This window comes from Stutzerimonas sp. C6.4V, from assembly GCF_058536345.1.
The window spans coordinates 2,321,987-2,334,842 of record NZ_JBZUBM010000001.1 but is presented as its reverse complement, the minus strand read 5'-3'; the positions used below and the strand labels follow the sequence as shown (position 1 = coordinate 2,334,842).

Genomic DNA, 12,856 nt, shown 5'->3' with positions numbered 1-12,856 from the left:
TCCGGGGGCGTAGAGGAGCTGCATTGTAACGAGCAAGGGGCGACGATGGCGGCGGCGGATTGGGATAGCCACGAGTGGGCAGTGCATTACCTGATCAGTGGAGAAATGCATCAGTCCGTTTCTCACCGGCCAGAACCCTGGGGCGTAGGTGCAGGGACAGACCTGCGTGTATCACCAGCGTCGCGATCACCAGCGCTCCACCGTAAAGCGTCGCGCTGGCGGGCGTCTCCTGCAGGAAATACCAGGCCCACAGCGATCCCAGCACGCTTTCCAGCAGATAGAACAGCGCCACCTCGGCCGAGGGCAGGTAGCGGGTCGCGCTGTTGATCATCAGCGTCGCCAGCGGCATCTGGATCAAACCCATGACCGCCAGTGTCCAGTAGCTCGTGGCGCCCAGGCTGAACGGCTGGGCATTGGGCAACGCGATCAGCGCCGCCGCCAGCCCGCCAAGCGCGATCAGCGGCATCCGCTCGATGGCGGGGTGGCGGCGGAGCAGCGTGAGATTGGCGCCCACCGCCGCCGAGGAGAGCAGTGCATAGCCGTTACCGGCCAGATCCGTTGGGGTGAAGGTCCCGGCGAAGACAATCATGATCCCCAACGCCGTCACGCCGATCGCGAGCCAGGTGTGCAAGGCCACCTGCTCACGCAGGAAGAAACGCGTGAACAGGGCGGCGAACAGGGGTGCCGTACTGAGGACGACCACCACGTTGGCGACCGTCGTATGAATCACCGCCAGTACGAAGAAGATCGAAGTAAACGCCAGCAACAAGGCCGAGCCGGCACTGATCAGCGGCCGCTTCATGACGCTGGCCCGGCTTCTGGCGGACAGCGAAAACACACCCAGCGCCATGAACATCAACAGACCCCGCCAGAACACGATGTTCCAGCCATCCGCCTGAGCCAGCCGCACCAACAGGCCATCGAAGCTGAGTACGACGATGCCGCTGATCACCAGAAGCAGGCCGCGCGCTGAATCGTTCAATCGTGGGTCCTCCGGTTACCGCTGCCGACGCCTGTCGTTGCCCGGGCACGGCACACTCTAAGCCGCGTCCAGACCCTGCGGCCATGATGGCTGCTTTGTTTGCCAAGCACCTGCCCAGAAGCGCCCCGGCGCACTGCAGTTCGCGACTTCAGAGGGAGTGATGCGTAGCCAGCGGAGCAACGGCCGGTCCTTGGACGGTCAGCCTCTGTTGGACTTTGGGCACTGGCGAGGGGGCAAGCGCCGCCTGAAGCTCCGCGACCAACTGATCAACCTGATGCAGTGCCGCGGCCACCGAAGCCGCCAACACCTCGCCACCCGTTTCCTGCCCTTCGATCGCGACCTGATGGATGCGGGTGATCCCGATGAAGTTCAGCGCAGTAACCAGGTTCGGCTCCAGGTGGTTCATTTGCGCCATCTCGCCGCCGGGGCCAAAACCGATGCCGCCTCTCGCGCTGAGGATGACAGCATGCCGTGGTCGGTCTGCCAGCAAGGGTACGTACGGGTCGGGCAGCTTGCGTTCATCGACCTCAACCGTCCGGCCCGGGCGCACGATCTGGTCGATCCAGGCCTTGAGCGCGGCGGGCATACCGAAGTTGTAGAGCGGCGTCCCGATGATCAGCACATCTGCTGCAATTAACTCGTCTACCAACCGGTCGCTTTCGGCCAGCCTCTCCTTCATCCAGGGCTCGCGACGTTCTGGCGGCGTGAAGCTGGAAGCGATCCAGTCATGGCTGATGTAGGAGGGCGGGTTCTGGCCGATGTCCCGGTAGGTCACGCTGTCCAGCGCGCGGCGGGCCAGCCACTGGCTTACGAAACGGTGAGTGAGGTTGCGGCTGTGAGAGCCGTGTTCGTCCTTTCCGGCAAGGCCGGGGCGGGCGCTGGCGTCAAGGTGCAGAAGGTGCGTCATGGTGGGTCTCCTCTGTGACTGAATTCATCTGTCATTCGCGGTAGACCCAGACTAGGTTTAGGCTCTGTGGGCGACAAACGACGATTTCTTTCGAGTACGGATGAGGACAACTCAGCCATGGCGCACCGCCGGTTACCTTCGCTCTCCGCATTGCGTGCCTTCGAAGCTGCCGCCCGCCATGAGAGCGCCAAACAGGCCGCAGAGGAGTTGTACGTCACCGCCACGGCGATCAGCCACCAGATTCGGTCACTGGAGGAGTCCCTGGGCGTCTCGCTGTTTCTGCGAAAGCCACGAAAGTTGGAGCTGACCGCCGAGGGGCGGGCGCTGCAGCAAGTGCTGGAAACCGCGTTCGACACCATCAGCGCCACGGTCGAACGCCTAAGCGCGAATCCCTGCCGTCAGGCGATTACGCTCAGCACCACACCGGCTATAGCGGTGCGCAGGCTGGTGCCCTGGGTCTGCCTGCTGCGCGAATCCCAGCCCGATATCGACCTGCGCTTTCACACCTCGCATGAACCGGTCGCGTTGGATGGCGTCACGGCCGACGTCGCCATTCGCTACGGCGATGGTCGCTGGCCGGGGCTGGTGGCGGAAAAGCTGTTCGACAACACTTTCGCGCCGATCTGCAGCCCGCACCTGAACCTGCACGATATCGCCGACTTGCCCAACCACCCCCTGGTCCACTTCCGCGCCCAGGGCGCTTCGTCCGCCCCGATTTACTGGTCGTCATGGCAGAAGCTTGCCAACGTGCCGGGGCTGGACGTCAGTGCCGGGCTGGTCTTCTCAGACGAAACCCACGCCATCTCAGCCGCCATCGGCGCGCAGGGCGTGGCCTTGATGAGCCGTCAGCTGATCGAGGATGAATTGAGGGAAGGGCGGCTGGTGCAGCCCTTTGGGCCGGTAATGGAGGGGAAGCCGTTTCATCTCGTCTATCCGGAAAGCCGTCGGGATGATCCGACGGTTCTGGCAGTGAGGGATTGGGTGATGGCGGTGCCGGGTGGGTTGTCTGAGGTGGTGGGTTGAAACATTGTACATAGGGTGGAAAACGACAAAGCCTTTTCCAACGCGTCACCTTCCAGGCTGCTTCGCTACCGCACTGCTCTTTTAGCTAGCCTCACGATGCTATCCATCACCACGCCATATAGCATGTGAGCTGCAAGCCCCCTGGCATGGGCCTGCCATGGATACTGTTGAGGCTTACCTGACAGGCCAGTCACCGCGTTCAAACCTTCGTCCTGCATCAGGAAAAGCCCCAGTCCGAACAGGCTACCGCGGCCGACACTCAGCCCAGGCACCGTCTGGTGCAATGCTCCATAGAGCGCTCCAGGAGCTATACCAAGCGAGTAGTGAACAGCAATCCCAGCCGGATGCGGTTGGGTGATTTCTCCCACTGTCATCTTATCGGCCACCAGATGAGCCGGATCCATACCATTAGGACGGGCTGCAATCGTTCGCTGCCTGGCCTCTTCCGACTCGTGGTTATAGGCGAACCAGTCCATCCGATCCATGACCCAGACAGCTATCGCCCCTGCCGCAGCCCCAATGACAACGTCTGCCACAACGCTTGATATGCCAGTTTCGCCAGAGTGATCGTTAGACATGGACCAGCCTCCAAAAGGTGATGAGTTCTTTAGAGAGGAGTGGGGGAACGGCAGCAGAGTTCAGCTATTGCGCTTTGTGGCCGTAGCCCAGATTGAGTCTTGGTTTTCGCCGTTTTGCTTTAATCACACCCGGAAGCGCCGTACCAGGGTATTAAGCTGAACCGCCAGGGTCGAGAGTTCGCCACTGGCTACCGACGTCTGATTGGCTCCTGCCGCGCTCTGAATTGACAGATCTCGAATGCGGACCAGATTCTGGTCGACTTCACGCGCTACATGAGCCTGTTCTTCAGACGCCGCGGCGATCAGCTGATTGCGCTCGTCGATTACGCTTACCGACGAGGTGATGTCGTTCAGCGCCCCCCCGGCAGCCTCGGCTGCCTCGCGGGTAGCTATGGCTTTCTGTCGGCTGCGGTCCATGGAGGTCATGGCGCCATCGGTTCCCTTCTGGATAGCCGTGATCATCTGATCGATCTCCAGCGTCGAGCTTTGCGTGCGATGCGCCAGCGCCCGCACCTCGTCTGCGACCACCGCAAAGCCGCGACCTTGCTCACCCGCACGCGCTGCCTCAATGGCCGCATTGAGCGCAAGCAGATTAGTCTGTTCGGCAATGGAACTGATCACACCCAGGACCTTGCTGATATTTTGCGACTCGCTGGAAAGGCGTTCGATATCAGTGGAGGTCTGCTGCACCTGATCGGTCAGGTCACGGATCGCATATAGCGTCTCATCAACGCGTTGTTTCCCGCGCAACGCCGCATGCGTGGACTGGCGCGCGGCCTCGGACGCGCTCACGGCATTGCGGGCTACTTCGTCGACCGCTGCGCTCATTTCGGTCACTGCCGTGGCGGCCTGATCCACCTCGCTGTTCTGGTGTTGCAAGCCACGACTGGCTTCTTCGGTGACTGCGGTCATTTCTTCCGACGCCGCTGCCAGCTGTGTGGATGAGTCGGCAATTTGCTGGAGCGTCTGGCGCAAGTTTGCCTGCATAGTGCTCAATGCTGTCATCAGCTGCGACGCTTCGTCTTTGCCCTCTATCATCATCGGCTGTGTCAGGTCCCCTTCGGCAATGGCTTCGGCAGCATGCAAACCCTGGTTGATGGGCCGCACAATGCTACGAGTCAGCAACACCGCGAGGATGATCGTCAGGAACACCGCTGAGAGCACCACGATACCCACCAGCCACAGGCTCAAAGCGTAGGTTTCCTTAGCCTTTAGCCCGGAAGCCTTGGCACCTTCCCTGTTCATTTCGCGTACATCGTTCACCGCAGCTTCGAACGCACCTGCACGTTCGCGCAGTCCATTGTTCGCCCATTCCAACGCTTGGTCATTAAGGCCTTGTCCATCCAGATTCATAAGCAGGTCGAATCCTTCCAGGTAGCTTTGCATGTTGCTGTGCAGGATCTGGATGAGGCGCCGCCCCTCTTCGGAGCTGATAGTCGAGTTACGGTAGCGATCTACGGCTTGCACCATGGCATCGCGTTCTTCTTTGAGACGCTGGTTGATCTCATCCTGGTCTGGGCCGTTGGGCGTGGCCATCGACCTCAGCGCATCCAGGCGGATGCTGTACAGGAGAATACTGATGTCAGCGGCCGCCTCGATGCTTGGCAGCCAGACCGTCTCCACATCCTGTTCGGCCTGACGCATGTCCCGCACCTGCAGGACGGAAAACAGACCCAGCATGATCACTATCAGCGTGATCAGGGCGAAGCTGAGCGTCGCGCGGGTAGCTATGCGGATATTTCTAATATTCATGACGGCCCTTTTCTGTGGTGGCATATTGATAGCTCTTATAGGGCCGTGGCACGATCTTGAATAATAGAATTTCACTATTGATTTATATGAAAGTTCCCCTGCGCTAATTCCGGTTATTTTCGGGCTACGCCATTTCAACCGCCCACGCCGCCGACGCGTCGACATTGCCGGGACGTAGGGTGGAAAACGGCGAAGCCTTTTCCACCGTCACTTCCAGGCTGCTCGCTTCCCAGCTAGCCCGCCTCGCCGCCCCAGTCGGGGAGATAAAGGCCAGCGGTGACGGCTCGATGAAAGCTTGAGTAAGGCCAATCGGCGACGCGGGTAACCCACCCATGTTTCAGCGGATTGAGGTGAACATAGTCGATGTGATGACGGTAATCGCGTTCGTCACGAATCAGATGTTCCCAATACCGGCGTTGCCAGATCCCTCGCTCCCCCCGGGATAGTTGCGTTGCGGTCAGCACCTCCGTTTTCGGCAACCGCCTGGCAAACGCGAACTTGATGACCTTCCAGCGCAGCGCGAAATCAGCATCGCCGTCGGGTAACGTCCAGACGCAGTGCATGTGATCTGGCAGGACGACCCAGGCATCGATATGAAACGGGTGACGTGCCTTGGTGGCGCGAACCGTCTCGCGGAGAAGGTCAATGTGACGGACAAGAAGATCGCTTCGACGGTTACGTAGATTGACCGTGAAGAAATAGGTGGCACCCGGCGCCTGGGCGCGGCGGTATCGAGACATGGCGGCTCATCCTTGAGCGTTGTGTTGGCGGGAGGTCCGTATCGGTGGATAAGCAAAGCGTTATCCACCCTACGCCATCTCACCCGCCCGCACCGCCGACTCATTGACGTTGCCGGAGGTAGGGTGGAAAACGGCGAAGCCTTTTCCACGCGTTTCTTCCAGGCTACCTCGCTACGCCATCTCACCCGCCCGCACCGCCGACTCATTGACGTTGCCGGAGTTAGGGTGGAAAACGGCGAAGCCTTTTCCACGCGTTTCTTCCAGGCTACCTCGCTACGCCATCTCACACGCCCACACCGCCAACGCATCAACGTTGCCGGAGCGTAGGGTGGAAAACGGCGAAGCCTTTTCCACGCGTCTCTTCCAGGCTACCTCGCTGTCCCCTTTTCAACGCTACTCGCTGGCTTTATTCAATTTTCTAGGATCTATGAGTAATTCTGAATCGCCAGTTTTCAATTTGATGCTTGAGGCTGTGCCCATGAGTGCGGAGGCCAGTTGGTCAGCAGGGTGAATGGCTTTTTCAACTTTTTCATTAGGCGCGATGAACAAGTTGCGGCTGAGGCTCTCAAGCAGCTCGATAGGCATAGTAGAACCTTTTATGTCTTTCCATTCAAGGCCGGTTTCGACGATCCAACTAGCTCGCTCCATATCAAGTTCAAGTTGTTTTAAATGAAACTCCGCTTGGGAGTGCTGTTCGAACCATCGGTTCTGCCAGCGGATGTAGAATAACACCGTTCCGAAGGCCCCCGCAGAGTACAAAACTTGACGAATGCCAGCGGCAATTGCTTGATAGGCTGTGCCTGACGCTAGTGCTTCACTAAGATCTTGGAAAGATAAATAGGCGGCGATGCAAAGTAGAGTAATTGCTACAAAAACCATCGCGGAAATTGGGCGTCTGAGGTTGTTGGTGCTGTTTGTTAATGTAAAATCGGTTTGTCGTCTTTTTATTTCGTGAATAATATCTTTTCGGATTTGCCGCCTTGCGTGGGTATTGCTTTTGTCGTCAAGTTCCTTTTTCTTGCTTTCAAGATTGTCTTCTTTTTTCTTTATTTCAGATAGCAATGCAGCTTTTTCAGTCTCAAGTTTAGCTAGCTTGACTTTGTGCTCATCATTTAGAGCACTGGTCCTCTCTGTAAGTTCCTCGTCCAGCTTTGCCCGATATTTATGTGTGCTGGCGATAAGTTCTTCGTTGAGTGTTTCTAAGCGAGATAATGTGGCCTCATGTATAGATGCCAGCTCCGCCTGTTCCTTGCTGAATTTGTTTCCAATTGATCGTTCCGGATCGAAGGCTTTTAGGGTTTTTGTTAGGATGAATGCTACTTCTAGTTTTTCTTCTGCAGAGAGCGTGGCGCTGTTGTTATCTCCAATATATATTTCGTCCGTGAAAGGAGACTTAGGTTCGTTTCGGCCGCCTCTGTAGAATTGAAATGAATAACCTCCAGCGGAGAATCCTGCGGTATATATTAATGTCGAGTTTTTCTGAGCGATTGCCTGCAAGTCTTCACTGTCTTCGCAGTTTGCGGGATCAAAAGATATTGTGCTAGGGCCTAGGATTCCGATTGATGCTTTTGGAGCCTTTGAAGATAATCGATCACCCAAAATTTTGAGGCAATCTATCAGGTTTTTATCTTTTAATCTTGGGATGAAGAGACTCTGTGGCATCGTTCTTCCTTGCGATGGCTAGCAGTATGCCGGCAATTGGTGGTCGACGTTTCGCGGATGTAGAACATAGAGGAGTTAAATAAGCTGAGGGCGACTACCAAGACGCCCTCCTTATTAGTGTAACTTTTCGTCTTTCCTAGTGTGGCTAATACTTTGCTCTTGATTTAGGCAAGCCAGTCGCCCGATTAAGTGCCTTATAGGCGGTTCTCTTTACTAAACTATTATTGCAATCAATCCCAGCTCAACGCCCCACCAGTCTGATACTCAATAACCCGCGTCTCAAAGAAGTTCTTCTCCTTTTTAAGATCCATGATCTCGCTCATCCATGGGAACGGGTTGGTGGTGCCTGGGTACTCTTCCTTCAACCCAATCTGCGTCAGGCGGCGGTTGGCGATGAATTTGAGGTAGTCCTCCATCATCGAGGCGTTCATACCGAGGACGCCGCGGGGCATGGTGTCGCGGGCGTATTCGATTTCGAGCTGGGTGCCCTGGAGGATCATCTGGGTCGCTTCGTCCTTCATGGCGGCGTCCCACAGGTGTGGGTTTTCGATCTTGATCTGGTTGATCACGTCGATGCCGAAGTTCAGGTGCATGGATTCATCGCGCAGGATGTATTGGAACTGCTCGGCGGTGCCGGTCATCTTGTTGCGGCGGCCCATGGAGAGGATCTGGGTGAAGCCGCAGTAAAAGAAGATGCCTTCCAGTACGCAGTAGTAGGCGATGAGGTTGCGCAGGAACTCTTTGTCCGTCTCGACGGTGCCGGTCTGGAAGGTCGGGTCGGAGATGGAGCGGGTGTACTTGAGGCCCCAGGAGGCTTTTTTCGCGACGCTCGGGATCTCGTGGTACATGTTGAAGATCTCGCCTTCATCCATGCCCAGCGATTCGATGCAGTACTGGTAGGCGTGGGTGTGGATCGCCTCTTCGAAGGCCTGGCGCAAGATGTACTGGCGGCACTCGGGGTTGGTGATCAGGCGGTACACGGCCAGCACGAGGTTGTTGGCGACCAGGCTGTCGGCGGTGGAGAAGAAGCCGAGGTTGCGCTTGACGATGCGGCGCTCGTCCTCGGAAAGGCCGTCCGGGCTCTTCCACAGGGCGATGTCGGCGTTCATGTTTACTTCCTGGGGCATCCAGTGGTTGGCGCAACCATCCAGATACTTCTGCCAAGCCCAGTCGTACTTGAAGGGGACGAGCTGGTTGAGGTCGGCGCGGGCGTTGATCATCTGCTTGTCGCCGACGTGAACGCGGGCGGATTCGCCTTCCAGTTCGTCCAGACCTTCCTGAATGTCGAGGTCGTTCAGGGCCTTCTTGGCACGTGCGACCGCTGCGGAGTCGTCAGAGGCGACGGCACGGGCTTCTTCGACGGAGCCGGCAGCGTCCTGGTCGAGCTTGGCGGGAGATTCAGTCTTTGCGGCAGCGGCTTGCGGGGCGGCCTGCGCGGTGGCGGTGGTGGTTTCTTCTTCGTCGAATTCGTCCCAGCTCAGCATGGTGGTTTCTCCTGATTGGGGACCGGTCGTGGCCGGTCGAAAATGTCTGGTGGCTTTTGGTTTGCACGCAAAAGCGCGGAATGTGTTGTGACTGTGGGCAGCGGAGTGGTGCCCATCGGTGGATGCAAAAAGCGGCATCCACCCTACGAGCTACGTTGCCCCGGAGTACCGCTTATCAGCGCAGCTCTGTGTGAGCGCGAAGCTGAGCGAGGCAGCGCTAGGCGTCTGCCAAGTCGGAGCCCCTGAGCGTACAGCTGTACGTGATGGGGGCCGGCTTGGCGGACAACAACGCGCGGTCCGCTCAGATTCGTGCGTCAGCTAACCACCTACTTATTGGCAGGCTTCGCAATCCGGTTCATCAATGGCACAGGCTTTTGGGACCGGTGCCGGACCTGCCGACATTTCTGGCGCTGGTGCGGCTTTCGCCGGAGCAGCTCTGGCGCCGCTGTTGCCACCGCTGGACACGGCGTTGAGCTTGCCGGTGTTGACGGTGGACTTCTCGGTGCTGGTCGCGGCCAGGGCACGGAGGTAGTAGGTGGTTTTCAGGCCACGGTACCAGGCCATGCGGTAGGTCACGTCCAGCTTCTTGCCGCTGGCGCCGGCGATGTAGAGGTTCAGCGACTGGGCCTGGTCGATCCACTTCTGGCGGCGGCTGGCGGCGTCGACGATCCACTTGGTTTCCACTTCGAAGGCGGTCGCGTAGAGGTCTTTCAACTCCTGCGGAATGCGCTCGATCTGCTGCACCGAACCGTCGTAGTACTTGAGGTCGTTGATCATGACCGCGTCCCACAGGCCGCGGGCCTTGAGGTCGCGAACCAGGTAGGGGTTGATCACGGTGAATTCGCCCGAGAGGTTCGATTTCACGTACAGGTTCTGGTAGGTCGGCTCGATGGACTGCGACACGCCGGTGATGTTGGCGATGGTCGCGGTCGGGGCGATGGCCATGATGTTCGAGTTACGGATGCCGTTCTTGACGCGGGCGCGAACTGGAGCCCAGTCCAGGGACTCGGTCAGGTCGACGTCGATGTACTTCTGGCCGCGTGCTTCGATGAGGATCTGCTGCGAGTCCAGCGGCAGGATGCCCTGGCTCCACAACGAACCCTGGAAGCTTTCGTAGGCGCCACGCTCGTCGGCCAGGTCACAGGAAGCCTGGATGGCGTAGTAGCTGACCGCTTCCATGGACTTGTCGGCGAAGTCGATGGCGGCATCGGAACCGTACGGGATGTGCTGCAGGTACAGCGCGTCCTGGAAGCCCATGATGCCCAGACCCACAGGGCGGTGCTTGAAGTTGGAATTGCGCGCCTGCGGCACCGAGTAGTAGTTGATGTCGATAACGTTATCGAGCATCCGCACGGCGGTGCGCACGGTGCGCTCCAGCTTGGCGGTGTCCAGCTTGCCGTCGACGATGTGGCGCGGCAGGTTGATCGAGCCCAGGTTGCAGACGGCGATCTCGTCCTTGTTGGTGTTCAGCGTGATCTCGGTGCAGAGGTTGGAGCTGTGCACCACGCCGACGTGCTGCTGCGGGCTGCGCAGGTTGCACGGGTCCTTGAAGGTCAGCCATGGGTGGCCGGTCTCGAACAGCATGGAGAGCATCTTGCGCCACAGGTCTTTGGCCTGCAGGGTCTTGTAGTTCTTGATCTTGCCGTATTCGATCAGGGCTTCGTAGTACTCGTAGCGCTCCTCGAAGGCCTTGCCGGTGAGGTCGTGCAGGTCGGGTACTTCGCTTGGCGAGAACAGCGTCCACTTGCCGTCGTCGAAGACGCGCTTCATGAACAGGTCCGGAATCCAGTTGGCGGTGTTCATGTCGTGGGTACGGCGACGGTCGTCACCGGTGTTCTTGCGCAGTTCGAGGAATTCCTCGATGTCCAGGTGCCAGGTTTCCAGGTAGGCGCAGACCGCGCCCTTGCGCTTGCCGCCCTGGTTGACCGCAACAGCGGTGTCGTTGACCACTTTCAGGAAGGGCACGACGCCCTGGGATTTGCCGTTGGTGCCCTTGATGTAGGCGCCGAGTGCGCGAACCGGGGTCCAGTCGTTGCCCAGGCCGCCAGCGAATTTGGAGAGCAGGGCGTTATCGCGGATGGCGTCGTAGATGCCGCCCAAGTCGTCCGGCACGGTGGTCAGGTAGCACGACGACAGCTGCGGACGCAGGGTGCCGGCGTTGAACAGGGTCGGCGTGGAGGCCATGTAGTCGAAGGACGACAGCAGGTTGTAGAACTCGATGGCGCGGGCTTCGCGCTGTTCTTCCTCGATGGCCAGGCCCATGGCGACGCGCATGAAGAAGATCTGCGGCAGCTCGAAGCGCACGCCATCCTTGTGGATGAAGTAGCGGTCGTAGAGGGTCTGCAGGCCGAGGTAAGTGAACTGCTGGTCCTGCTCATGGTTGATCGCGGCGCCCAGCTTGGCCAGGTCGTACTCTTTCAGGCGCGGGTCGAGCAGCTCGAACTGCACGCCCTTTTCCACGTAGGCCGGCAGCGCCTTGGCGTAGAGGTCGGCCATCTCGTGATGGGTGGCCGATTCGGCGACTTCCAGAAAGCCCAGGGCTTCGGCGCGCAGGGTGTCCATCAACAGGCGAGCGGTGACGTAGGAGTAGTTCGGCTCACGCTCGACCAGGGTACGGGCGGTCATCACCAGCGCGGTGTTGACGTCCGATTGCTCAACGCCGTCGTACAGGTTCTTCAGGGTTTCCTTCTGGATCAGCGCGCCATCGACTTCTGCGAGGCCTTCGCAGGCTTCGGTGATGATGGTGTTCAGGCGGCCCAGGTCCAGCGGCGACAGGCTGCCGTCGGCGCGCTTGATGCGGATGCTCGGATGGGCGTCAACCGGTGCGTCGACCGCGCCACGCTTGCGCTCCTGGGTGCGGGACTCGCGGTAGATCACGTAGTCGCGCGCGACTTTTTGCTCACCGGAACGCATCAGGGCCAGTTCGACCTGATCCTGGATTTCTTCGATATGGATGGTGCCGCCGGAGGGCATGCGACGCTTGAAGGTGGCGGTGACCTGTTCGGTCAGACGCGCGACGGTGTCGTGAATCCGCGACGAGGCAGAAGCATTGTTGCCTTCCACTGCGAGAAACGCCTTGGTGATGGCGACGGTGATCTTGTCATCGGTGTAGGGGACGACTGTACCGTTGCGCTTGATCACGCGTAGCTGGCCCGGCGCAGTGGCGGCCAGGTCCAGCGTGCTGTTGTCGGCGTGCGGGTTCTCGCGAATGGACTCGTTCTGCATGGGGTCTCCGGATTCTCTCTGTCTCTAACGCGTTAGGTGTCAGGCCTGCTTTGTGGGCGGCCTTGATCGGTCTCGCATGTTTCTTTCGTGTTGCATGAACCATGCCCCGGCGAACCGGCTCATGGGTAACTCAAAACTGGAGGCGATTCGCTCCTGGGGCGGCGAATCGAATGTGCCGAAGCATAGTCAGGCGTTGTGAAGTTCACAACCGCTAAACACAACATGTAGTGTGACGCGCTTGGCGCATGCGCTACTGCTGGGCTTGAGCAAAATCAACGTTTCGGGCCGCAGAGCGGGGCTTGCAGCATCGATCCGTCGCGCTCGGCGCGTGCGCGAGCCGGTTAATTCTCGGAGCGAAATATTTGGCTTGCTTTTTTTGCTGTTTGTGTCTCTTGGCTCGATTAAACCCTACATATAGGGTTTTAGGCGCCTGGGACGACACGATAGTGGCGGTTGTGGCCCCATGCAAGACGGCTGGAATGAACAAGCTGTGGATAAGTTGT

The 12,856-nt window shown here is 58.8% G+C and carries 9 protein-coding genes; 1 reads left to right on the top strand and 8 read right to left on the bottom strand.

Going from position 1 to position 12,856, the window contains the following annotated elements; translation table 11 throughout:
- Window positions 1-94: 94 nt before the first annotated feature.
- Window positions 95-982, bottom strand: coding sequence for a DMT family transporter (locus AC4LFW_RS10910; RefSeq protein WP_491819081.1), 888 nt, complete (start codon window positions 980-982; stop codon window positions 95-97).
- Between the two features lie 148 nt (window positions 983-1,130).
- Entirely contained in the window at window positions 1,131-1,889 is a 759-nt protein-coding gene (locus AC4LFW_RS10905) for an FMN-dependent NADH-azoreductase (protein ID WP_491819079.1), read from the bottom strand.
- Between the two features lie 117 nt (window positions 1,890-2,006).
- Between AC4LFW_RS10905 and AC4LFW_RS10900 the strand changes: the two genes are divergently transcribed.
- Entirely contained in the window at window positions 2,007-2,912 is a 906-nt protein-coding gene (locus AC4LFW_RS10900) for a LysR substrate-binding domain-containing protein (RefSeq protein ID WP_491819078.1), read from the top strand.
- A gap of 65 nt (window positions 2,913-2,977) precedes the next feature.
- On the opposite strand, the gene AC4LFW_RS10895 is transcribed toward AC4LFW_RS10900, so the two are convergent.
- From AC4LFW_RS10895 to AC4LFW_RS10870, 6 genes are all read right to left on the bottom strand, one after another.
- Window positions 2,978-3,490 (bottom strand): hypothetical protein, encoded by a 513-nt coding sequence (locus tag AC4LFW_RS10895; protein WP_491819076.1) that lies wholly within the window; start codon window positions 3,488-3,490, stop codon window positions 2,978-2,980.
- 123 nt (window positions 3,491-3,613) lie between these two features.
- On the bottom strand, window positions 3,614-5,242 hold the full coding sequence (locus AC4LFW_RS10890; protein ID WP_491819074.1) for a methyl-accepting chemotaxis protein: 1,629 nt from the start codon (window positions 5,240-5,242) through the stop codon (window positions 3,614-3,616).
- Window positions 5,243-5,475: 233 nt separating this feature from the next.
- Window positions 5,476-5,982 carry an REP-associated tyrosine transposase gene (locus tag AC4LFW_RS10885; RefSeq protein WP_491819073.1) on the bottom strand — a complete coding sequence of 169 codons (507 nt, stop codon included), beginning with the start codon at window positions 5,980-5,982 and terminating at the stop codon, window positions 5,476-5,478.
- Window positions 5,983-6,375: 393 nt separating this feature from the next.
- Window positions 6,376-7,644 carry a hypothetical protein gene (locus AC4LFW_RS10880; protein WP_491819071.1) on the bottom strand — a complete coding sequence of 423 codons (1,269 nt, stop codon included), beginning with the start codon at window positions 7,642-7,644 and terminating at the stop codon, window positions 6,376-6,378.
- Window positions 7,645-7,874: 230 nt separating this feature from the next.
- Window positions 7,875-9,128: a ribonucleotide-diphosphate reductase subunit beta gene (locus AC4LFW_RS10875; protein WP_491819070.1), complete on the bottom strand. Its 1,254-nt coding sequence runs from the start codon at window positions 9,126-9,128 to the stop codon at window positions 7,875-7,877.
- A gap of 330 nt (window positions 9,129-9,458) precedes the next feature.
- The gene (locus AC4LFW_RS10870; RefSeq protein ID WP_491819069.1) at window positions 9,459-12,353 is read right to left on the bottom strand and encodes a ribonucleoside-diphosphate reductase subunit alpha; all 2,895 of its coding nucleotides are present in this window, start codon (window positions 12,351-12,353) and stop codon (window positions 9,459-9,461) included.
- Window positions 12,354-12,856: the final 503 nt, after the last annotated feature.

What these genes read in the sequence shown, in the direction of transcription:
- AC4LFW_RS10905 (WP_491819079.1), bottom strand. Translation starts at nt 1,889, where the DNA reads ATGACGCACCTTCTGCACCTTGACGCCAGCGCCCGCCCCGGCCTTGCC.
- AC4LFW_RS10885 (WP_491819073.1), bottom strand. Translation starts at nt 5,982, where the DNA reads ATGTCTCGATACCGCCGCGCCCAGGCGCCGGGTGCCACCTATTTCTTC.
- AC4LFW_RS10875 (WP_491819070.1), bottom strand. Translation starts at nt 9,128, where the DNA reads ATGCTGAGCTGGGACGAATTCGACGAAGAAGAAACCACCACCGCCACC.
- AC4LFW_RS10880 (WP_491819071.1), bottom strand. Translation starts at nt 7,644, where the DNA reads ATGCCACAGAGTCTCTTCATCCCAAGATTAAAAGATAAAAACCTGATA.
- AC4LFW_RS10870 (WP_491819069.1), bottom strand. Translation starts at nt 12,353, where the DNA reads ATGCAGAACGAGTCCATTCGCGAGAACCCGCACGCCGACAACAGCACG.
- AC4LFW_RS10890 (WP_491819074.1), bottom strand. Translation starts at nt 5,242, where the DNA reads ATGAATATTAGAAATATCCGCATAGCTACCCGCGCGACGCTCAGCTTC.
- AC4LFW_RS10900 (WP_491819078.1), top strand. Translation starts at nt 2,007, where the DNA reads ATGGCGCACCGCCGGTTACCTTCGCTCTCCGCATTGCGTGCCTTCGAA.
- AC4LFW_RS10895 (WP_491819076.1), bottom strand. Translation starts at nt 3,490, where the DNA reads ATGTCTAACGATCACTCTGGCGAAACTGGCATATCAAGCGTTGTGGCA.